Origin of the sequence: Arthrobacter sp. GMC3 (assembly GCF_002929305.1) — a bacterium.
GTDB lineage: Bacteria > Actinomycetota > Actinomycetes > Actinomycetales > Micrococcaceae > Specibacter.
Map to the genome: position 1 here is coordinate 343,964 of NZ_PJIO01000002.1, position 21,084 is coordinate 365,047.

The following is a 21,084-nucleotide window of genomic DNA, read 5'->3' on the forward strand; positions in this document are numbered from 1 at the left end:
CCGCTCCGGCCGTGGCCGACACGGCAAAAGCGCGCCCGCTCCCCGCTGGCGCGCCCGGTCTACCTGTAGCGGAACCGGGGAGCGGGCGCGAATCCTGGCCAGCCCGCGTGCACCGCTCTTCCGGCGGAGCCGGCCTGTGGGATAGTGTTGTCTCTGTGAGGTAGAGAACAGCAGTCCCCAAACCACCGTAGATCGCGCCGCCCCGATGCGCCGCTTGATCACGCTGGCCCCGCCTGCCAAACCACCATTTCTAGAAGGCCCCTTGTGCGCTCATTTCCCTATTCCAATGCCGGCAGCCCCGATCTGCGTTCTCCGTCCCGCTTCCTGTGGTGGCTTGCCAAAGCCCAACGGGCAACGTTGCTCCTGGGCATCACCTATGGTTCCATCTGGACGGTGTCCCAGGGCTTGATCCCCTATGTTCTGGGTCAGGCAGTCGACTTGGGCATTGTGGCCGGAAACTTTGGCGCCCTTACAGCGTGGGTGGGCATACTCCTGGGTCTTACCGTCATCCAGGCGGTGACCTCGACGCTGCGGCACCGGGCCGCGGTCAGCAACTGGATGCAAGCCGCGTACCGGTGTTCTCAGTTGATTGGCTACAAAGTCACCCGCAGTGGCGACGCCCTGCCGCAAAAGTTCTCAACCGGTGAGGTGGTGTCCACGTCCGCGTCGGACGCCATGCGCATTGGGGAGATCTTTGACGTTTCGGCCCGTCTGGCCGGCTCAATCGTGGGCTATCTGTTGGTGACGTTCCTGGTGTTCCAAACGTCCTGGCAACTAGGACTCGTCGTGCTTTTCGGCGTCCCCTTCTGCGGGGCCATGCTGCTCTTCGTGATCCGCCCCCTGCAAAAACGGCAGAAGGAGCAGCGCGACGCTGCCGGCAAGATGACGGCGTTGGGTGCTGACACAGTGGCGGGCCTGCGCGTGCTGCGAGGTATTGGCGGCGAGCACATCTTCGTGGAGAGGTACCGGGAGCGCTCGCGGGAAACGCAACTGGCTGGCAACAAAGTGGCGTATTCGCTTGCCGACCTCGACGCCGCGCAGGTGCTGGTGGTAGGCGTCTTCAGTGTCGCCTTCACCTGGATCGGGGCCATGCAGGCGTTGTCGGGCCAGATCGAAACCGGACAGCTGGTGGCCCTGTACGGGTACGCCGTGTTCCTGGTCTCCCCGATCCGCAACGCCTCCGACGCCGTATCCCGCTTCATCCGCGCCAACGTGGGTGCCCGCCGCATTATCGATGTTCTGGCCACCGACTCTGCCGTGCACGACGGCGGCACAACAGTTGGTGCCCCAGCCGCACCGAGCGCCTTGCTGGACAGCCGCTCCGGGGCACTGATCCAGCCGGGCCTGCTCACGGGCATCGTTTCGGCGGATCCCGCGGCGTCGGCCGACCTTGCCCGACGGCTTGGCCGCTTTGACGATGCCGTGCTGCGCGAGGCTCAAGTCCTGTGGGGTCACGCCTCCTTGCACATGGTCCCACTGGGGGAGGTGCGCTCAAGGATCGTGGTTTCCGATGCGGAGCCGCAACTTTTCACCGGATCACTGAGGGAAGAGCTGGATCCGGCCGGGCGGCACAGTGACGCCGGCATCATGGCTGCCATTGAGGTGGCCAGCGCCGCCGACGTCTTTGACGGTCTGGAGCACGGGCTCGACGACGAGGTCACCGAGAAGGGCCGTGGTTTCTCGGGCGGCCAGCGGCAACGCCTTGCCCTGGCCCGCGCCATCTTGACCGACGCCGAGGTTCTGGTTCTGATCGAACCGACCAGTGCCGTGGACGCCCACACCGAATCCCGGATTGCCGTCGCGCTGAAGGCCGAACGCGGAACGGCGTCCAACACCACCGTGGTAGTCACCGCCAGTCCCTTGATGCTCGGCGCCATGGACACCGTCTACTTCCTTGACGGGGACCAGCACCTCACCCAGGGAACACACCACGAACTCCTGGCGACAGTGCCCGACTACCGCAACGTGGTGATCCGCGGCGCCGGTATGGATGGACACGCGGAGGCAGGACGCACGCAGAATAACCACAGCACTTCGAGCACTGAAGGGCAGCGCTAATGGCTGACAATAAGCTTCCCGTGGCCGACTCGGCACAGGTTAAGGGCGAGGGTGCCCGCCTCATGCGCCAGCACAGCAAACCCCTGTCGATGGTGGTGGGACTCTATGTCTTGGCAGCCATCGCTGGCTTGGCTGGACCGTTCCTGTTGGGCCGTCTGGTAGATGCCATCACGCGCGGCACCACAGCCGGATTCGTCACCAACGTGGCCCTGGTCTTGGCTGCATTTGTGGTGGTGCAAACCTTCCTGGCACGTTGGGCGCGCCGCAAAGGTATGGTCCTTGGTGAGAAGGTTTTTGCCCAACTGCGCGAGGAATTCATGGAGCAGGTGACCTCCCTGCCGCTGTCCACGGTGGAAAAAGCCGGGACCGGTGACCTGGTCTCCCGCACTACCAACGACGTCGAAGCCGTCTCCCACACTGTTAGGTTCGGCGTGCCGCAGGTCTTGGTCTCGGTGGCCACCATAGCGCTGACGGTTGCCGCAGCGGTCTTTACCAGCCCGTTGCTGGCACTGGCCTTGTTGGTGGGTGCGCCGATGCTCATCCCCGTGACGAGGTGGTACCTCAAACGTGCCACCCCCGGTTACCTGCGTGAACGCGAAAGCTACGCTGTCCTCAACGGCGCCATCACCGAGACCATCGAGGGCGCGCGGACTGTTGACGCCCTGAGTTTGGGCCCGCACCGCCGCAACAGGATCGACGCGGCGCTGCGTGGTTGCTTTGACGTTGAAAAATACACACTGGGCCTGCGTACGGTGCTGTTCCCGGTGGCCGAGTTCTCCTTCTGGCTTCCCGTGGCAGCGGTCCTGTTGTGGGGTGGCTGGCTTGCTTCCAACGGAACGGTGAGCGCCGGTATGGTGGCCACGGTGGCCCTGTACGCCATGCAACTGATCGACCCTGTGGACACGTTGATCATGTGGATCGACGAGATCCAGGTGGGTGCGTCATCGCTGGCCCGCATCGTTGGTATCCGCAATGTTGCCGGCGACAGGACCGCCACCGACGCCCAGCCGGCGGACGAATCGCTGGTGGTGGACGAGGTTCGCTATGCGTACCGTGAGGGCCGCGATGTGCTTCACGGGATCGATCTGACACTGGTGCCGGGGGAGCGGCTGGCCATGGTTGGACCCTCCGGCGCCGGAAAATCCACGCTGGGCCGGCTGATTGCCGGGATCCACCCGCCCACAGGCGGCTCCGTCAAGGTTGGCGGGGTTCCTTTGGTGGACAGACCGTTGGACGATCTGCACCGCGAGGTGGCCCTGGTGACGCAGGAGCACCACATTTTTGTGGGAACGCTTGCGGACAACCTGCGCCTTGGTAAAGCCAGCGCCACCGACGCCGAGCTGGAAAAGGCCTTGGCCGACGTCGGATCCCTGGCCTGGGTGCGTGCCTTGCCTGACGGCCTGGCCACGGAGGTGGGCTCGGGCGCCCACACCCTGACGCCGGGCCAAGCCCAGGAAATGGCGCTTGCCCGCCTGGTGCTGGCCGATCCGCACACCTTGGTGCTCGATGAGGCGACGTCGTTGATCGACCCCGCGGCGGCGCGCGAGCTGGAATTTTCGCTCAGTGCGGTTCTGGAAGGGCGGACCGTGGTGGCCATCGCGCACAGGCTGCATACGGCGCACGACGCCGACCGGGTGGCTGTGGTGGAAAAGGGCCGGATCTCCGAACTAGGATCCCATGATGAATTGCTGGCACAGGGCGGCGCCTATGCGGCGCTATGGAATTCTTGGCGCCAGGACGCCTGAGAGGCGGCCACGACCCCGTTCCACTAGCCCGCGTTTTCCCGGGCTGCCACGTCCACCAGGAGTGGCAGCTCGGCCTGGGCCCACGGTGCGCCCAGTTCGGTAAAGGTGGCGCCGCGTTCCACCGCGAGTTCGATCCACTGTTCGATTCCGTCCACCACAACGGTGAGATTCGGGCTGGAGGAGAGAAACTCCGGGGGAATCGGAGACGGGGCCGGCCCTGTGCGGATGGCATCCAGGACCACCATGAACGGCTCGCTGTCGCACAGCGGCGAAAGCAACTCCGCGCGGTTGTTGACGTGCTCCACCATGTTGCGCAACAGGCAACGCCGTTCCAGGGGGATGCGCAAGCCGTCACCAAGCTCAAGGCAGTCCTCGGTGTAACGGAAGCGAAGAGTTCCCAGCGATCCGGTGACTCTCAGATACGGCTCTGCGGGCATTGCCGCACACAGGGTGAAGGCGCAGGTGATCAGCACGTCGCCGGTGGTCTCGATCCGAACCACTGCGGTGTCATCGGATTCAATGGCATTGGCACGGAAGAGGTCGGTGTCGATGGCGCCTATGTCTGCGCGCCGTTTGACCCCGGCCAGGTGCAGGGCTGAGACCACCGCATGAGCAAACGGGTTTGTTGCCGTCCCGTCAACAATGTCCACGCCGTCAAGTACTCGCCGGCCCGCCCACCGCGAGCGGTTCCAGTAGCTGTCCGAGCGCTGCCACAACCCCACGGCACCAATCGCACTGACTTCTCCAATGCCCGCCACGGCGTCGGTGAACACCGTGGACTGGTGCAGTCCCAATCCTTGGAACCCGACCTGGACCGAGCCCTTGCATTCCCGTTCCACCGCCACAAGCCTGTCAAAATCGGCCATCGAGGTGACGGGTGGCTTCTCCAGGTAGACATTCGCACCGGCGCGCAATGCCAGTTCGGCAAGCCTGAAATGCGTGTCCAGTGGCGTGGCGATGATGACGACATCGAGGTCGGGCACGCTAGCCAACAGTTCGCCGAGGTCATCGAAGACCTGGGTCGATTCGGGAAGGCTGCCCGGGGCTGGTGGACGGGGATCGGCCACTGCGACGAGCTTCACCGCACCGGCCATGTGCCGCAGCTGCTCCAAATGAACCGAGCCGTAACCGTGCAGGCCAGCTAAGGCGATTCGCGTGGGTCGTTTCGGGTGGTGCATCGCTGGTTTCCTTTCCGTTGACGTTGTTCGCGGTGTGGGATGCCCAGTTCTCGGCCACTTCACAGCGATTGTTCACATTGAAACATCATGATACATTAATGTTCAGTTTACAACTAAGCGCACAAGGAGGTGCCGGTGGCAACGCCCACCGCGCACCGGTGCAGTGCAGTCCGGCCCCTATTTCAGAGTGGAGATTGACGTGGCACTAATGTCTGTTGCGAGGCTGGATCCGGCGGAAACGCTAGAGCTCGAAGCCGGCTCGGCGCTCCAATCAATGTATGTTTCGCCCCGCGGGAGTGGCCGCCAGCTTGAGGTGGAGCGCTGGGAGCTCGCCTTCACCGACGCCGACGTTGACGCCGATGCGGTGGCCGCAAATCCCGGGCAGCTTGACTGGCACCAGGTCCAGACCGGTGCCATGATCCAGTGGCAGTGGTACCAGGCGGGTCTGGGACCCCACCCCTATGAGGGGCGCAATAGCAACGCCTACCTCTGGATGCAGGGCAAGCTCTGGTGGTTCAAGGCAGTGTTCGAGGTCCCGGCGGCATGGCATGGTCCCATGGCCCGCCTTGACCTCGTCTTCGACGGCGTAGATCACGACGCTGCGGTGTGGGTCGACGGTCTGCCCGCGGCCGCACATTCGGGGGCGTTTGGCGGCCCCGCCCTGGACATTAGCCACCTTCTGGACGCCCCCCAGGGGGTCAGCCACGAAGTCATTGTGGCCGTCAAGCCAGGAGGTTCGGGACAGGGTAAGGAGCATGGCACCACCGGCAAGTTGGTGAAGGCCGAAACCTACAGCCGCTGGATCAACAACCCGGACCTCATGACGGCCGGAATCTGGCGCCCGGTCCGTCTGGTCGCCACCGGCGACTTCCGCCTGGAACGGCCCATGCTTAGTTCCACGATTCGCCACGACGGCACCGCCAGTATCGAGGTAGAGGTTGAGGTGTTGCGCGCGGATGTCTCACCCGATCTCGCATTCGTCCCGCGCTACGGGCAATTCCCGCCGCTGGATGATCCTCGCGTCAAGGACGGCACTCAAGCACCCTCAGGGGTACTTCGCGCCGAGCTCTTGGACGCCGACGGGCTAGTGGTTGCAACACGAAAACTGGACGTGGAACTGCTCCGCGGACACCAATGGGTGCGCCTTTCGCTGGAATTAGATACGCCAAGACTTTGGTGGCCCAACGGGCTCGGTGATCCCCACCTTTACGAACTGCGGCTGAGCCTGGAATGCGATGGCGCTCGAACCGACGAGCTGGCGACGGTGGCAGGAGTGCGGACCTTTGCCATGAAGCGTTCGCCAGCCCCGCGAACGGCGGAGCACTGGCTTGACTGGCAGTGTGAGGTCAATGGCGAGGAACAGTTCCTACGCGGCATGAACTGGATGCCCCTTGATTTGTTGTCACTGGTGCCAGAAAAGTACGAGCACTTCCTGCGACTGGCCAAGGACGCGGGTGTGCAATTGGTGCGCGTGTGGGGTGGCGGCCTGATGGAAACGGACGGTTTCTACGAGCTCTGCGACAGCTTGGGCTTGATGGTCTGGCAGGACTTCCCGCTGAACACGGACTACGACTGTGCCGGCCTTGACTTGGAGGTTTGGGAGCAGCAGGTGGTGTGGAGTGTGGCACGGCTGCAGAACCACCCGAGCCTGGTGGTGTGGTGCGGCGGCAACGAATTCAATCCTTACCTGCCGACCAACGCGGCCGCCGTCGGAATCATGGAGCGCACGGTCAAGGACCTCGACCCCGGTCGACCCTTTGTGCGATCCTGCTCCGACGCCGGTGACGTGCACCCGTACTTGGAGTTCGACACCAGCTGGTATCTGAAACTGTACCGGCGAGCGCCGGCCCTGACCGAGTGGGGCGGGCACAGTATTCCGTCGATGGAAAGCCTTGGTGCCTTCATGCCGGAGGCCGAGCTGGTGCGCCCCATGGACCTCCTGGACAGCAGCGAACCCGACCGGTTCCAGGAGAGCCATCCCACCCTCCACCACCATTGGGCGGAGTTCAACCCGGGCAGGATTCCCAGAATGCTGGACCGGGCCCGCATCTTTGACGATCTGTCCCTGGGCGAGAATACGCGCTTCGTTGAGGCTGTGCAGCTGGGCGCGGCAGAGATCTACGAGACAGTGGCTGCCGACTTCCGGGCCTCCGACGTCGACGCCACCATGGTGATGCCCTGGGTATTTAGCCGGCCCTGGCCGTCGGTGGGCATGCAGGTGATTGACCACTGCGGACGACCAACCCCCGGCTACTACGGGATCCGGCGCGGCTACGCACCCATCGCACTTGCCATCCGCAGCCCGCACGAGGCACTGGCCGGGGGTGAAGTAGTTCCGCTGCAAATCGCAGTGAACCGCGACGCCGATGAAGAGACCCTGCGCAATGGAGCCCTCCGTCTGCGGGTCTATGACGAAAATATGGTGCTCCGCCGCCACGAAGACGCCAGCATCTCCCGGAGCCAATTTCCTGTCTTTGAGCTCCAGGTACCTCACGGCGTGCGCTACCTCATGGTGGTGGCCGATCTTGTCGGTGAGGCCGGGCACCACGAAGCGCGGTCGATGCGGATACTGCGAGTGGTCCCGGCCAGCACAGACCCGGCACTACTGGCCGAGTACAGAATCGCGCCCGCTCCCACGGCGCTGCACAACGAATCTCCGCTCAGGCCACTGGTGGAGCAGCACCCCACGGACCTGGGCCTGGAACTGCTTGCTCAACCCGAGGGATCCGCAACAACCGGAATTTTCACCCTTGAAGCGGCGGTGACCAACAGGGGGGCCGTGCCCGCAGCCTTTGTGCGCTGGACATGGGCGGATACCGAATGGATTCTTGACGCTCAGGATGACTACTTCTGGCTTGAACCGGGAGAGAGCCGTACGCTCACGGTTACCTTCACGCCCGCCCACAGGACGTCGTCGTTCGCCGAAGCACGTGGCAGCGGAACCCGACCCGATCCAAGTGGTCTAGGAGTCGCGGCTTGGAACGCCGGGCAGCGCCAAGCATGAACGGGCTGCTCGCGGGCAAAATTGTTGTGGTTGCCGGTGCCAGCCGCGGGATCGGCTTGGCCATCGGGCGCGGATTCCTGCAAGCGGGGGCGACTGTCCTCGGCCTGAGCCGGAACCCCCAGCCCGACTCGGGGTTCCACCACAGCCTGGCCGTCGACCTTGAGGACGCCGACGCCTCCGAAAAAGCGAGAGATTGGCTGCTGACACTTGGCGTGGCCCCGGACGTGTTGATCAACAATGCCGCCCTCTCGGACAAGAGGCTTCTTGAACACGTCACCACCGAGCAATGGCTCTCGATCATGGCCGTCAACCTCCGCTCCCCACACCTACTCATCCGCGACCTCGCCCCACTGATGGGGGCCGGCGGATCCATTGTGAACATCTCCTCCATCCGTGCCCTGCGAGGCTTTGCCGGCGATTCCGTCTATCAGGCAAGCAAAGGGGGCCTGGAAACGCTCACCAAGGCGCTCGCCGTCGAGCTGGCACCGCGGGGAATCCGGGTCAACGCCATAGCCCCCGGCGCCATCGCCACCAGCATGAACGCCGCGGCGCTCGCCGAACCAACCCACCGTGCCGACGCGCTCGCCAAGATTCCCTTGGGCCAATTTGGCGCACCCGAAGATGTTGCCGGAGCAGCACTGTACCTGGCCAGCGGCCTCTCAGGATTCGTCACCGGGACCACCCTGGTGGTTGACGGCGGCCAGTCCATGAGGGGCTGAGCCCGATCACTCACTATTTGCCCATGCCAAAGATCATCGAGAAGAAGAGGAACTGACATGCAAGACGTTTATGACTATGGGACTGATGTCCGCGAATTGGTGGAACGCTACCGTGCGCTCTACTCCGGCGCCATCTATGACGTGCTCGACGGCATGGGCTACCCCAACCAGGCCCTTGCCCCGGACATCAAGCCAATCCGCCAAGACATGGTGATCGCCGGCCCCGCCTTCACCGTCAAGGGCATCCCGGATGTCACGGCCAGCACCGACATGCGGGACCGTCGCATCCACCTGTTCAACGACATGCGCGCCACCGGTGTGCCGCTGCTGGATGTCCGAGACTGCAGCTTTGACACGCAGGTCGCCCACTACGGGGAGATGAACGCGACCGTGGGTGCCGCCAGCGGGGTTGTCGGGGCAATCATCGACGGCGGCTGCCGCGACACCGGGTTCTTGCTCAAACGCGACTTCCCCGTCATGGCCCGCTACCTGTCCCCAGTCGAGGCCTACCAGCGGTGGAGCTACTACGAGTGGCAGAAACCCATTGTCCTCCGCGGCGCGCTCACCACGGTGGTTCCCGTCAACCCGGGCGACTTTCTCATGGGAGACCTCGACGGCGCCGTCGTGATTCCCCGTGCCCTGGTGGTGGAGGTGCTACTCAAGTGCGAGGAACTCATTCGCACCGAGGACAACGCTCGCAGCGACTTTGCCAGCGGCATGGATCCGGTTGAGGTCTACAAGAAATACGGGCGGCTGTAATGGTAAAAATTGTTGAATACGTGCGCCCCGAACAGACGCGCCTGATGCGCCTGCTGCGCCAATGCGGCGTCGACGGTGCGGTGCTCCGGCTGCCTGAACTCACCGACGGGACCATGCCCAGCGGTCCCGAAGACGTCAAGGCCGCCGTGCAAAAAGTGCGCGACGCCGGACTCAAAGTTGAGGTGATCGAGCCACTTCCGCCGTTTGAAAAGGTCAAGCAGGGGTTGCCTGGGCGGGATGCGGAGATCGATAAGATTCACGGCCTGATCCGCACCATGGAGCAATTGGAGATCCCCATTCTGTGCCACAACTTCATGGCGGTCCACGGCTGGGGTCGGACCCGGTGGGCCGAACACGGCCGTGGGGGCGCGCTGGTGACGGGCTTCGATGCGGCAGATTTGCCCGCCTACGAAGAGCTGATCAGTGCCGAGCAGATGTGGGCAAACTACGAGTACTTTGTGGACGCCGTGGTCCCCGTCGCGGAACAGCACGGGATACAGCTGGCCATGCACCCCGACGACCCGCCTGTTGCCTCGTACCGGGGCGTGGCACGGATCATGACCTCCCCGGATGCCATAGCCCGCGCCATGGCAATGAGCGACAGCCCCGCTCAGGGACTTGCCTTCTGCCAGGGCACCTTCTCCACCATGGGTGCGGACATTCCCGCCAGCATCCACCGCTTCGCCGACCGCATCCGCTTTGTGCATTTTCGCGACGTGATTGGCACCCCCAGCAAGTTCACCGAAACCTTCCACGACGAGGGCCAGACAGACATGGCAGCGGCCATGGCCGCCTATGTGGCGATCGGCTTCACGGGGCCCATGCGCTCGGACCATGTTCCGACACTTGAAGGGGAAGAGAACAAATACCCCGGATATGAGGTGCTGGGGCGGTTGAATGCAGTTGGATATATCAGGGGACTGCTGCATTCCGCCGAGTTCGCAGCAACAACGGCCGGCGTGGACTAATCCACGTGACCTTAGCAAGGAGAATGCAATGACTCAGACGGAGACATACTCCCCGCATGGCGCCGACCTTGGCCCGCTTCAGTGCGTGCCCTTTGGCGCCAATGGCTACACCCTCGAGGATGCGCCAGGCATTGTGCGCCAGGTCCATGTCATCGGGGAAAGCTGGGCAGGGCATGCCGTGGGGCAGTCGGTGCTGACCCATGGCGAGGACCAGTATGTGGCCTACTACGACGCCGGTCGGGTCATGACGATTGCCCACCGCCGCCTGGACTCCCACGAGTGGGCGCATGTCCTCCTCGACAGCGTGCTCGAATGGGACAGTCACAACTATGTGGTCATGGCGGTGGACCAGGCGGGCCACCTGCACGTTTCGGGGAACATGCACGTGGACCCGATGGTCTACTTCCGCACCACGGTCCCGGGTGAGATCGCCACACTTGAACGCGTGCCCGTGTTGTTGAACCCGGCCGTCGAAGGGCACACCACGTATCCGGCGTTTCTAACGACTCCCAGCGGGGCCATGGTTTTCACCTTCCGTGACGGCTCCAGCGGCAACGGCGTGAACTACTACTACCTTTATGACCACGAGAGCCGGACGTGGTCCATGCTGTTGGACGTGCCCTTGTTTGACGGTGAGGGCCTGCGCAACGCTTACGCCGAACCGCCGGTCTTGGGTTCGGATGGGTTTCACCACGTGTCGTGGGTGTGGCGCGATACTCCGGACGCGGCAACAAACAGCCGTGTCTCCTATATGCGTAGCCGGGACCTTGTGCACTGGGAAACCCTGGGCGGGGATCCCATCACCTTGCCGGTGAGGTACGGGCAGGCGGGCGTTGTGGTGGACGATGTGCCCGTCCAGGGTGGCCTGCTCAATGGGCTGCACAAGGTGGGCTTCGATGCCCAAGGTCAGCCAACCATCGCCTTCCACAAGTACGACGACGTTGGAGGGAGCCAGTTGTTTGTGGCACGGGGGGCAGGCGGTAGCTGGACCATCCAGCAGGTCACCACATGGCACGGCCGCTGGGAGTTTGGTGGCGGCGGTTCGCTTGCCCATGGGATTCGATTGGGGCGCACGGTGCTGCTTCCGGATGACCGGCTGCGCCTAGACTACGAATTCAGGGGTGTCAGTGGGGCGCTTGTGCTCGATGGCACCACGCTGCTCCCGCATGCAGAAGTGCCGGTGCCCCAGCCGTACCCTGCTGAAGTTGCCGCCGGTGCCGCGCTGGACTACCCCGGGATTACTGTGCGGTTTGCCAGAGATGACGCCAGCGTCCCGGGCGTCCACCATGTGCTGCGGTGGGAGGCATTGGCGCCGAACCGGGACCAGCCCCGGCTGGAATGGCCGGAAGCGCAGCCGCTGCTCTTGTTCTCGATCGGCTCCTAGCATTCCTGCTCGTCTGGCATTGGCATCCTGGGTGGCTTGCAATTACCGGCCCAACGGTAGTTAATGTTCAATAGAATAGGGAATGTATCAAATTGTGTGAACACGAACTTATGTGGGCATCACGACGGAAAGGAACGCTGCCGTGTCGGTAACCAACCGCCAGGAGCTCATTGTGGCCCGGGCCCGCGAAAAAGGATTCGCCCGGGTTGCCGAACTCGCGGCCGAACTTGACGTCACCGGCATGACCATCCGCCGTGACCTTGACGAGCTCGTGGAACGTGGCCTGCTGCGCCGCATCCGCGGGGGAGCGGTTCCAGTAACGCTGGCTTCTGCTGGCGAAGCCAAAGGCTCACCCTCCGGGGGGCATGCTACGCGGCATGTTGGCATCGTGATTCCCGACATGTCCTTTGACGCCGGTGCACAACCCGGTTCCCCTGGCTCCGGTTCCAGCCTGGTCTACTACTTTGGCAGGGTCCTGGCAGGCGCGCGAAGCGAAGTTGAAAGCGCCGGTGGGCGTGCCAGTCTGATGCTGCTCAATCGCGGCGGCGCAGCCGCTGAATCTGGCGACGGTCCCGCCCAAGAGCGGCGGATCGTTGAGGAACTGGCCGGGCGGGTTGACGGGATCTTGCTGGCCCCCAACGCCCACACCGGCGCCGATGCCCGCGAGTACATGGACTGGCTTGAGGGACTAGGCGTTCCCGTGGTTCTCATGGAGCGCGAGCTACCGCTTAAGGTTTCCTCCCCCAATGTTTCATCGGTGCGTTCGGCGCACGAGCTTGGCGTGGGGGCCGCCATGGCGGAGCTACGGTCCCACGGACACGAACGGATCGCACTGTTGGTGCACCGGCCGTCCCAGACCAGCACGTGGATCCGGGATGGGTGGGAAAGTGCGGCCAAGGAAGCCGGCATCCCAGCACCGGTATACGCGGTGGAGGAGTTGGCAGGCTGGCCGTCCGCCGCCGCCGTCGAGCTTTTCGTTGACGGGCTGCTTCAGGCCGGTGTAACGGGGCTGCTGTGCCACAACGACAACAATGCCTACGCGGTGCTGCTCGCCTTCAAAGAACGCGGAATCAGTGTTCCCGGGGACTTCTCGCTCATCGGCTACGACGACGACTATGCGAGCATGTTCGACCCGCCGCTGACCTCGGTGGCACCGTCGCGCGACTATGTGGGAAGTCTCGCGGCGAGGCTCCTGCTGGAGCGGATCGAGCGCGGGAGTCAGAGCCGCTCGGTGCATGTCCAGGTGGAGCCCACCTTGCACCTTCGCGACTCGGTGGCAGCGCCGCCAGAGTCCTAGAACCGCGTTTAGCGTCTACTTGCCCGTCACGTGCCAACCGGTGCGTGACGGGCCTTCTTTTTGCCGTTGTAACGTTCCAAGAATGCTTGACATAGCGCACATTCATGAACGTATAATGTTCACAAGTAAACATTACGCAAATCTGCGTGGTTTTGCCGGCATTCAAAGGAGAGTGGACATGGACGTCTTGACGCCCGGCGCAGCACCATCTTTACCCCCGACCCTGCGGCTGTGGTTTCCTGCTCTTGCCAGGAGCAACCGCGGATGACAACCACCAACGAGCGACCTTCACTGAAGGAACTCAAGGTGCCAGCGGAAACACGCACCTCGTCACGTAAGCCAGCTGCAATGCCGGCCCGGCCTCCCAAACGCCTTCGCACCCGGCTTCGCGAGAACTGGATGTTGACGCTCTTTGCCATCCCCGCCATGGTGATTTTGCTGCTGTTCCACTACTTCCCACTGCTAGGCAATGTCATCGCCTTTCAGGACTATCTGCCCTTCCTTGGCATTGACGGTTCCGAATGGGTGGGGTTCGATAACTTTGCGATCCTGTTCAACGGGGATCCAGCGTTCCTGAACGCAGTCAAAAACACCCTGGTAATCACCTTTGTGCAGACAGTCTTTGTCTTCCCGGCCCCGATCGTGCTGGCACTGCTGCTCAACAGCCTGGTCTCCAACCGGTTAAAGGGCGCCGTTCAGTCCATCATGTACCTCCCGCACTTCCTGTCCTGGGTCATCGTGGTCTCCGTTTTCCAGCAATTGCTGGGCGGCAGCGGCTTCTTCAACAACTGGATCCGGCAACACGGCGGTGACGCCCTGTCCATCATCGGCAACCCCGATGGGTTCATTGCGCTGATCACCTCCCAGGTCATGTGGAAGGACACCGGTTGGGCCACTATCTTGTTCCTGGCCGTCCTGTCCCAGATCGACACCGATCTCTACGAAGCCTCAAGCGTGGACGGTGCGTCGCGGTGGCGCCAGCTCTGGCACATCACGCTGCCGGGGATGCGCGGGATCATCATCTTGCTGCTCATCCTCAAGCTGGGCGACTCACTGACTGTTGGCTTTGAACAGATCATCTTGCAACAGGCAGCAGTCGGCGTCGGCGCCTCCGAGGTCATCGACACCTACGTCTACAACAACGGAATCGTGGGTGGCAATTGGGGTGTGGCAGCCGCCGTCGGCCTGGTCAAGGGCGTCATCAGTGTGGTGCTCGTGCTGGGGGCCAACAAGCTCGCCCATCTCTTCGGAGAGTCTGGGGTCTACCAAAAATGAGTACAAAACTGAATGTCGTCGCACCGGTGCGAAAGAAGAGCAAGCTGCACAACGGCCAGTCAATGCCCCACCCGTTGATGAGGGTCTTCAAGGGCCTGGTGCTGACCATCGCCTGCGCGGCGATCGTGCTGCCTTTTGTTGGCATCATTTCCACATCATTTGCCGGGCAGGACCAAATCACCCGTGCCGGAGGCCTGGTCCTCTGGCCGGAGGAATTCTCCCTCCAGGCCTACGAATCAGTGTTTGCCGGCGGGGTTGTGAGCAAAGCGTTGGGGGTGTCGATTTTTGTCACCACCATCGGCACAGCGCTCTCCCTGATCACCACGGCCCTACTTGCTTACGCGCTCTCACGCCCGAACATGGTGGGCCGTGGCCCCATGATGATGCTGGTGCTGTTCAGCCTGCTCTTTACACCCGGGATGATCCCCACGTACTTGGCAGTCAAACAGTTTGGTCTAATTGACAGTCTTTGGGCGCTGATCATCCCCACCATGGTGAGCGGCTTCAACGTCATTGTGCTGAGATCCTTCTTCATGGGCCTCCCGCGCGAACTCTTTGATAGTGCCAAGCTCGACGGCGCATCGGAGTGGCAGATTCTGCGCAGAATCGTCCTCCCATTGTCCAAGGCAATCCTGGCCGTGGTTGGCCTGTTCTACGGTGTTGGGTACTGGAATTCGTTCTTTACCGCATTGCTCTACCTCAACGATTCGGGCTTGTGGCCGCTGCAAATGGTGGTCAGGGCCTACGTTGTTGGCGGGAGTCAGCTCAGCCCTGCCGAGCTCGGCAATCCGGACGTCCTGCCACCCCAGCCCGCCATCCAGATGGCGATTTTGATGATTTCCATCATCCCCATCGTTTGCGTTTACCCGTTCCTGCAAAAGCACTTTGCCAAGGGTGTGCTCACCGGCGCTGTCAAAGGCTGAGCCGCCAACACCACCTTCACCTCCAGCACTGAAGCCCGTCTTCCAATGAACACTTAGGAGTATTTCGTGAAAACCTCTTTCTCTCGACGCTCGTTCCTCGGCAGTACAATTTCTGCGGCGGTCCTCGCCGGCGTGGGTGCCACCACCTTGTCCTCGTGCTCCTCCGGCGGCAAGAGCGCTGCCGTGTCCGCACAGGGCGCCGGTATCTTGCCCAGCTACACGGCCTTCAAGGGAGTGGTCGCGGACAGTCCCGGCGCCGCAGGTCGCGCCACGGATGTCTTCTTCCGCTATCCGGCGAACCCGGTGAAGGTCATTTCCGCCATCCCCGGTGACGGCAACCCCTTTACGGCCCTCACGCTGGCCGACGCGACGCCACCGGCGCTCGAGTCCAATAGGTACTGGCAACAGGTCAACGAACGTCTGGGATCACCGTACCGCCCCAGCTTTGCTCCGGGCGCAGACTACGCCGCGAAATTCGCCACGGTATCCGCCGGTGGGGAGATGCCCGATTTCTTCACCGTCCTGCCAGACACGCCATCCCAGCCTGAACTTTTCAAGGCCACCGCCCTTGACCTGTCCGAGCACCTGGCTGGGGACGCGATCAATGACTATCCTTTCCTTGCCAACATTCCAACGGAATCCTGGCGGGGGACCGTGTTCAACGGTCGGATCTATGCGCTCCCCATTTCGCGTGGCACGCAGAACACGTGGGTCATGTACGGGCGCAAGGACTTGCTTGCCGCCAAGGGCATCACCAAGGATCCGGCGAGCTATGAGGAGTTCTACGCCCAGCTCAAGGAACTAACCGAGCCAAGCCAGAACAAGTGGGCCCTCGCCTCGATTCCACTTGATTATGTTCGCCAGATGCATGGCATCGGCAACAAGTGGACCGAGAAGGACGGTGTGCTCACCAGTGCTGTGAGCGATGAGGCGCAACAAGACGCCCTCGAAGCGACCCGAAAGATTGTTGAGGCGGGGTTCATCAATCCAGACGCCGCGACCACACCCAACGACCGCCAGAAGAACTGGATCCAAGCGGGCTCATCGGCTTTCGGCTGGTTCACGCTCAGCGCCTGGTCAACGCTTAAGACCGAAGGTTCGGGAGCCTATGATGCCCAAGGCGTCACCGTCCCCGGGTTCTCGTCAGGACAGACCGGGACCGCCTGGCTTGGCGATCCCAACCACAGTATTGTCGGCATCGCCAAAGCCAACAAGGACCGTGTCAAGACGATTCTGAGCATGGCCAACTGGATGGCAACCCCCTTCGGCACCGAGGAATACCTTTTCCGCAACTACGGGGTTGAGGGCGTGCACTACAACATGGTGGACGGCAGCCCCAAGGCAATAGCGGCCACCGGCCCCGAACGAGCCCTGGGTCTTGGGTACCTCAGCGCACCGCCGCGCACCAATTTCTCCCCGCTGAAGGACGTGCTGCTGGCAAACCAAAAGTTTGAGTTCGCGGTGACAGAGACGGCCGTTAGCAACGCTGCCACGGGATTGTTCTCCAACGCCCAGTCCCGCCGCGGAGCTGCCCTGGACACCGCATTGAAGAACCTCGAGCTGGACATCGTCCTGGGCCGCAAGCCCGTCGCCGACTGGGCGGCCGGAGTTAAGACGTACAAGAGCAGCGGTGGCGATCAGATTGCTACCGAGTACAAGGATGCCTTGGCAGCCAACAAGTAAACAGAATAGGTACTCGACACGTGAACTCTCCCCAGGGTACACAGGACCAGTTCCACGGAGCCATGCGCCTGACAGGTAACGGTAGCGACCGCCTCAGCCTGGTTGCCGGCGAGGTCACTGTGGCCGAGTACGTTTACAGGCCGCGGGGAAAGCAGCAGGATTCCCCGCGGCCATACTTCCACCCCTTGCGGACCCTTGCCGGGATGGTCGTGACCGATTTTGGCCCCGCCGACCATCCCTGGCATCAGGGCCTGTCCTTCGCGCTCCCGGTGGTTGGCGGTGAGAATTTTTGGGGCGGGCCCAGCTACTTGCCTGGCCGGGGCTATGTGCAGCTTGCCAACAACGGAAGTCAACGCCACAGGCGTTTTAGCACTTTCGACCCAGTCGCCGGTGACAGGGGTGGGCCAAGCTTCGTGGAGGAGCTTGATTGGGTGAGTCAGGCGGGCGCGGTGCTCTTGACTGAGGTACGCCGCATCAGTGCATCCGTGCTCGATGAGGCAAGGTGGCGACTGCATTTCGCCACCGAACTACGCAACGTGAGCGCCGGCGCCATTCGGCTGGGTTCACCCACAACTCGCGGCAGGCCCGACGCCGGTTACGGCGGACTCTTTTGGCGTGCGCCCAGATCCTTCCTTGGCGGGTCCGTGCACACCCAAGCAGGTGAAGGAGGCGAAGAACTGCTTGGCATGCGTGCGCCGTGGATGAGTTTCACCGGAACCCATGACTCCGGCGAACGGTCCACCGTCATGATGGTGGACCGCGGTCTAGGAGCCGACGTCGGCCCTCCTTGGTTTGTGCGAACCTCGGACTATCCAGGCATGGGACCGGCGCCGTTTTTCCACGAGGAGTTCGAGCTTCCTCCGGGCGAAACGTTTGCGGCAAGCTATGACGTCACGGTTACGGGCTAGGCCCTACTGCCACGCCGGAAATGAGCGTAACGTTCAAGACGGGGCGACTTGGGCCGAACGGCCCGGGTTGACGCTGAAGTATTTGTAAGGGGAGTTGGACATGCCTGACAAACAGCCACACCATCACGAACACAAGAAGATGGACAAGGGCCATGCCATCAAGGCTAAGCGGGCCGAAAAGAAGGCTAAGGGTGCTGCCGATGAGTCGGCCGATCCCGTGGCAAACATCAAAAAACACTAATTCCGCCATGTAGATACATACGCATGGAATAGCCGTTGCTTGGATGGCGTTGTGCCCACCATGAAACGAATTGGATTTCTTTCCTTCGGGCACTACGGCACCGGCCGCGGTTCGCAAACCAACTCGGCCGCCGACGCTCTCCACCAAGCCATTGACTTATCTGTTGCCGCCGAGGAGCTGGGCATTGACGGTGCTTTCTTCAGGGTGCACCACTTTGCCCGGCAGCAGGCTGCACCGTTCCCGCTCATGGCAGCGATTGCCGCACGCACCAGCCGGATCGAGATCGGCACCGGCGTCATTGACATGCGGTATGAGAACCCGCTGTATATGGCCGAACAGGCTGCCGCCACCGATTTGATCAGCGACGGCCGGCTGCAGATCGGTGTGAGCCGTGGATCACCCGAGCCCGCCGCCAACGGTGCAGCCGATTTCGGCTACTACCCGCAGGACGGTGAAACCGTTGCCGACATGGCTCGGCGTCATACCGCCGCTTTCCGCCATGCGATCAGTGGTGCCGGTGTAGCTGAACCCAGCGAACATGCGTACGTGGGGGGCGAACGGTTGCTGCGCATTGAACCGCAGTCCCCGGGTCTGGCGCAGCGCATCTGGTGGGGTGCGGGGTCGCGTAGCACCGCCATCTGGGCTGCCCGGCAAGGCATGAACTTGATGAGTTCCACGCTGCTGACCGAGGACACAGGTGTGCCGTTCGACCAGCTGCAGGCTGAACAAATCCAACTTTTCCGCGACGAATGGGCGGCGGCCGGGCACGACTTCACCCCGCGCGTCTCGGTGAGCCGAAGTGTCATCCCCATCGTGGACGACACCGACCGCATGTACTTTGGCCTGCGCGCCCAGGCCGACAACAAGGACCAGGTGGGCATGATCGACGGCTTCATCTCCCGCTTCGGCAAGAGCTACATGGGTGACCCTGCCGACCTTGCCGCCGAGCTTGCGGCCGATGAAGCAGTACAGGCCGCGGACACCCTCATGCTCACTGTCCCCAACCAGCTGGGCGTTGACTACAACGCCAAGATGCTTGAAAACATCGCCAAGTACATCGCCCCGGCGATCGGTTGGAAACCCGCCACGGCGTAACCCAGTAGAACCGTCTGAACCCGGCGACCGCCGTCGTACGTGGATGTACGACGGCGGGGCTTGGCTTGGGGATGGCGCCAGGGCCGGGGCGGGAGTGGATAGAATGTCGTGGTGCTCCACCAACCCGAAAACAGTGATCCGCGCAACACCTTTGTGAGTGTGGAGCTGTGGCGCGCCGTAGGGATTGTTCCCCTTGTTTGCGCGCTACTGGCAGTGCTCACCTTGGTGCTTTCCATCTTCGTCGAGGTGCAAGGCTGGTCAGTCTGGAGCGAAACTCTTGCCGTGATTGCAGCGGTGCTGGCTCTCGGTGCTTCGTACAATTTGGTCCGACGGCGGCGGATTGACTTGGTCACCAACTCCCACCTGCGCCGCATGGAATCTCGCCGGGCGGACCAAGTTTCCATGCTCAGCCATGAGATTCGCACTCCGCTGGCCGTGATTCGCGGATCTGCGGAACTGTTGGCAGAAGAGGGGCCCGGACCGTTGACACCAAAACAGAAGGCTTTCGTGGCGCGGATCCTTGACAACTCGGAGCGAATGTCGAACCTGGCTGAACAACTGTTGACCCAGGCCAGGATTGAAGCGGGCGTCTTTGAGGTACGGCCCACCGTTGTTGATGTGCGGGCCTTGATGCGCCACATAGTTGAGGATTTGGTGCATGTCACGGATGCGCCAATTGTGCTGGACGCCCCGGGCGCGCCGGTGCGTGCCAACGTAGATGCCGAACTAATTCGGCAGGTCGTCACCAACCTTGTCATGAACGCTGCACGCAGCAACCATGAAAGCACCGCCGTGCAGATTCGGGTGACGGCCGGAGAAGGGCAGCTGATGGTTTCCGTCAGCGACGGCGGTTCGGGCATGACCGAGCAGCAGCGGGACAGGCTCTTCACCCGTTTTTCCAGTGGCAGGCCGCTGGGCAATGGGACAGGAATCGGGCTTTTTATCTCCCAGCAAGTCATTGAATTGCATGGTGGACGGATCTTTGTTGACACTATTACGGGCGGGGGCACAACAATGATGTTCACCCTCCCCTTGAAAGAGTGAACACCATGGACACCAGCCCGCCGTTGGCGTTTGTTGTTGACGATGAGCCCGCCATGCTTGACATCGTGACGTTTGCCTTGGAAACGCAAGGCTTCATCTACCAGTCGTTCCGTTCCGCCGAGGCCCTATGGCAGGCATTGCGTCACACCATCCCGGACCTGGTGGTCCTGGACGTGATGCTCCCGGGCGTTTCCGGAATCACCATGTGTCGCCGCATCAAGGCCAGCACCCAGATTCCGGTGATTCTGCTGACCGCCAAGGGCGAGAGTGCCGACCGCATTGCCGGGCTCGAGGCCGAGGCGGATGACTACATGGTCAAACCATTCCATCCGAGGGAACTGGCCTTGCGTGCGCAGCGCCTGGTCCGCAGGGCGCCCGAGCAGAGCCAAGTCATTGCGGCAGGACCCTTTGAGCTCGATCCGGCCGGCGACTGTGTTTGTGTTGGCACGGCACGCGTTCTGCTGACCCCCAATGAGTTCAAGGTGCTCACCGCACTGGTTTCCCAGCCAGGAAAGTCACTGGGATTCGACCAGCTGCTGCTTGCCGGGTGGCGCGATGCCGACCGACTGGGTGGGCGGCAGATGCTCAAAACGGCCGTCTATAGGTTGCGGCACAAACTTGAATCGGCTGTCCCCGGAGCTGGCGAACACATTGAGAGCGTCCGGGGAACCGGATACCGCCTCAACGTCTAGTGCCGACGGTCACAGTACTGTGACCATTCGTGTGCGCACCGTGACCAAAACCAGTCGATTGCTTGCCTAGATTTAACTCATCACCCGCACTAACCTGCGAATTCCGATCGT

At 62.5% G+C, this 21,084-nt stretch carries 17 protein-coding genes; 16 read left to right on the forward strand and 1 reads right to left on the reverse strand.

Annotated features, from left to right (window positions below; genetic code table 11):
• Window positions 1-264 precede the first annotated feature (264 nt).
• Window positions 265-2,058, forward strand: a complete 1,794-nt coding sequence (locus CXQ94_RS05050) for an ABC transporter ATP-binding protein (RefSeq protein ID WP_104087110.1) — start codon at window positions 265-267, stop codon at window positions 2,056-2,058.
• On the forward strand, window positions 2,058-3,803 hold the full coding sequence (locus tag CXQ94_RS05055) for an ABC transporter ATP-binding protein (protein WP_104087111.1): 1,746 nt from the start codon (window positions 2,058-2,060) through the stop codon (window positions 3,801-3,803). The genes CXQ94_RS05050 and CXQ94_RS05055 overlap by 1 nt, the downstream gene beginning before the upstream one ends.
• Window positions 3,804-3,826: 23 nt before the next feature.
• Here the strand turns inward: CXQ94_RS05055 and CXQ94_RS05060 are convergent, their stop codons facing one another.
• Window positions 3,827-4,981 (reverse strand): Gfo/Idh/MocA family protein, encoded by a 1,155-nt coding sequence (locus CXQ94_RS05060; RefSeq protein WP_104087112.1) that lies wholly within the window; start codon window positions 4,979-4,981, stop codon window positions 3,827-3,829.
• Between the two features lie 208 nt (window positions 4,982-5,189).
• On the opposite strand from CXQ94_RS05060, the gene CXQ94_RS05065 reads away from it, so the two are divergent.
• The 14 genes from CXQ94_RS05065 to CXQ94_RS05125 all read left to right on the forward strand — a co-directional run bounded on the left by CXQ94_RS05065 (window position 5,190) and on the right by CXQ94_RS05125 (window position 20,973).
• Window positions 5,190-7,985, forward strand: coding sequence for a glycoside hydrolase family 2 TIM barrel-domain containing protein (locus CXQ94_RS05065; RefSeq protein WP_258066785.1), 2,796 nt, complete (start codon window positions 5,190-5,192; stop codon window positions 7,983-7,985).
• Window positions 7,958-8,704 carry an SDR family NAD(P)-dependent oxidoreductase gene (locus CXQ94_RS05070; RefSeq protein ID WP_146070231.1) on the forward strand — a complete coding sequence of 249 codons (747 nt, stop codon included), beginning with the start codon at window positions 7,958-7,960 and terminating at the stop codon, window positions 8,702-8,704. Before CXQ94_RS05065 ends, CXQ94_RS05070 begins: the two co-directional genes overlap by 28 nt.
• Window positions 8,705-8,761: 57 nt before the next feature.
• Entirely contained in the window at window positions 8,762-9,463 is a 702-nt protein-coding gene (locus tag CXQ94_RS05075) for an RraA family protein (protein ID WP_104087115.1), read from the forward strand.
• Window positions 9,463-10,431, forward strand: coding sequence for a mannonate dehydratase (locus CXQ94_RS05080; RefSeq protein WP_104087116.1), 969 nt, complete (start codon window positions 9,463-9,465; stop codon window positions 10,429-10,431). The genes CXQ94_RS05075 and CXQ94_RS05080 overlap by 1 nt, the downstream gene beginning before the upstream one ends.
• Before the next feature lie 28 nt (window positions 10,432-10,459).
• A complete protein-coding gene (locus CXQ94_RS05085; RefSeq protein ID WP_181034079.1) occupies window positions 10,460-11,815 on the forward strand; it encodes a BNR repeat-containing protein in 1,356 nt (451 codons plus the stop codon).
• 142 nt (window positions 11,816-11,957) lie between these two features.
• Window positions 11,958-13,112 (forward strand): LacI family DNA-binding transcriptional regulator, encoded by a 1,155-nt coding sequence (locus tag CXQ94_RS05090; protein ID WP_181034080.1) that lies wholly within the window; start codon window positions 11,958-11,960, stop codon window positions 13,110-13,112.
• A gap of 264 nt (window positions 13,113-13,376) precedes the next feature.
• Window positions 13,377-14,387, forward strand: coding sequence for a sugar ABC transporter permease (locus CXQ94_RS05095; RefSeq protein ID WP_219816984.1), 1,011 nt, complete (start codon window positions 13,377-13,379; stop codon window positions 14,385-14,387).
• On the forward strand, window positions 14,384-15,310 hold the full coding sequence (locus CXQ94_RS05100) for a carbohydrate ABC transporter permease (protein ID WP_258066731.1): 927 nt from the start codon (window positions 14,384-14,386) through the stop codon (window positions 15,308-15,310). The genes CXQ94_RS05095 and CXQ94_RS05100 overlap by 4 nt, the downstream gene beginning before the upstream one ends.
• 66 nt (window positions 15,311-15,376) lie before the next feature.
• Window positions 15,377-16,993 (forward strand): extracellular solute-binding protein, encoded by a 1,617-nt coding sequence (locus tag CXQ94_RS05105; protein WP_104087119.1) that lies wholly within the window; start codon window positions 15,377-15,379, stop codon window positions 16,991-16,993.
• Between the two features lie 20 nt (window positions 16,994-17,013).
• A complete protein-coding gene (locus tag CXQ94_RS05110) occupies window positions 17,014-17,901 on the forward strand; it encodes a PmoA family protein (protein WP_146070232.1) in 888 nt (295 codons plus the stop codon).
• 100 nt (window positions 17,902-18,001) lie between these two features.
• Complete coding sequence (locus tag CXQ94_RS22475; RefSeq protein WP_181034081.1) at window positions 18,002-18,142, forward strand: hypothetical protein; 141 nt, start codon at window positions 18,002-18,004, stop codon at window positions 18,140-18,142.
• Window positions 18,143-18,202: 60 nt separating this feature from the next.
• A complete protein-coding gene (locus CXQ94_RS05115; protein WP_104087345.1) occupies window positions 18,203-19,237 on the forward strand; it encodes an LLM class flavin-dependent oxidoreductase in 1,035 nt (344 codons plus the stop codon).
• A 111-nt stretch (window positions 19,238-19,348) separates the two neighbouring features.
• The gene (locus tag CXQ94_RS05120) at window positions 19,349-20,281 is read left to right on the forward strand and encodes a sensor histidine kinase KdpD (RefSeq protein ID WP_146070233.1); all 933 of its coding nucleotides are present in this window, start codon (window positions 19,349-19,351) and stop codon (window positions 20,279-20,281) included.
• A gap of 5 nt (window positions 20,282-20,286) precedes the next feature.
• Complete coding sequence (locus CXQ94_RS05125; protein WP_104087346.1) at window positions 20,287-20,973, forward strand: response regulator transcription factor; 687 nt, start codon at window positions 20,287-20,289, stop codon at window positions 20,971-20,973.
• The last annotated feature ends 111 nt before the right edge of the window (window positions 20,974-21,084 follow it).

Coding starts and splice junctions, on each gene's coding strand:
- CXQ94_RS05055 (WP_104087111.1), top strand. CDS start 2,058: ATGGCTGACAATAAGCTTCCCGTGGCCGACTCGGCACAGGTTAAGGGC.
- CXQ94_RS05060 (WP_104087112.1), bottom strand. CDS start 4,981: ATGCACCACCCGAAACGACCCACGCGAATCGCCTTAGCTGGCCTGCAC.
- CXQ94_RS05065 (WP_258066785.1), top strand. CDS start 5,190: ATGTCTGTTGCGAGGCTGGATCCGGCGGAAACGCTAGAGCTCGAAGCC.
- CXQ94_RS05075 (WP_104087115.1), top strand. CDS start 8,762: ATGCAAGACGTTTATGACTATGGGACTGATGTCCGCGAATTGGTGGAA.
- CXQ94_RS05080 (WP_104087116.1), top strand. CDS start 9,463: ATGGTAAAAATTGTTGAATACGTGCGCCCCGAACAGACGCGCCTGATG.
- CXQ94_RS05085 (WP_181034079.1), top strand. CDS start 10,460: ATGACTCAGACGGAGACATACTCCCCGCATGGCGCCGACCTTGGCCCG.
- CXQ94_RS05095 (WP_219816984.1), top strand. CDS start 13,377: ATGACAACCACCAACGAGCGACCTTCACTGAAGGAACTCAAGGTGCCA.
- CXQ94_RS05100 (WP_258066731.1), top strand. CDS start 14,384: ATGAGTACAAAACTGAATGTCGTCGCACCGGTGCGAAAGAAGAGCAAG.
- CXQ94_RS22475 (WP_181034081.1), top strand. CDS start 18,002: ATGCCTGACAAACAGCCACACCATCACGAACACAAGAAGATGGACAAG.
- CXQ94_RS05115 (WP_104087345.1), top strand. CDS start 18,203: ATGAAACGAATTGGATTTCTTTCCTTCGGGCACTACGGCACCGGCCGC.
- CXQ94_RS05125 (WP_104087346.1), top strand. CDS start 20,287: ATGGACACCAGCCCGCCGTTGGCGTTTGTTGTTGACGATGAGCCCGCC.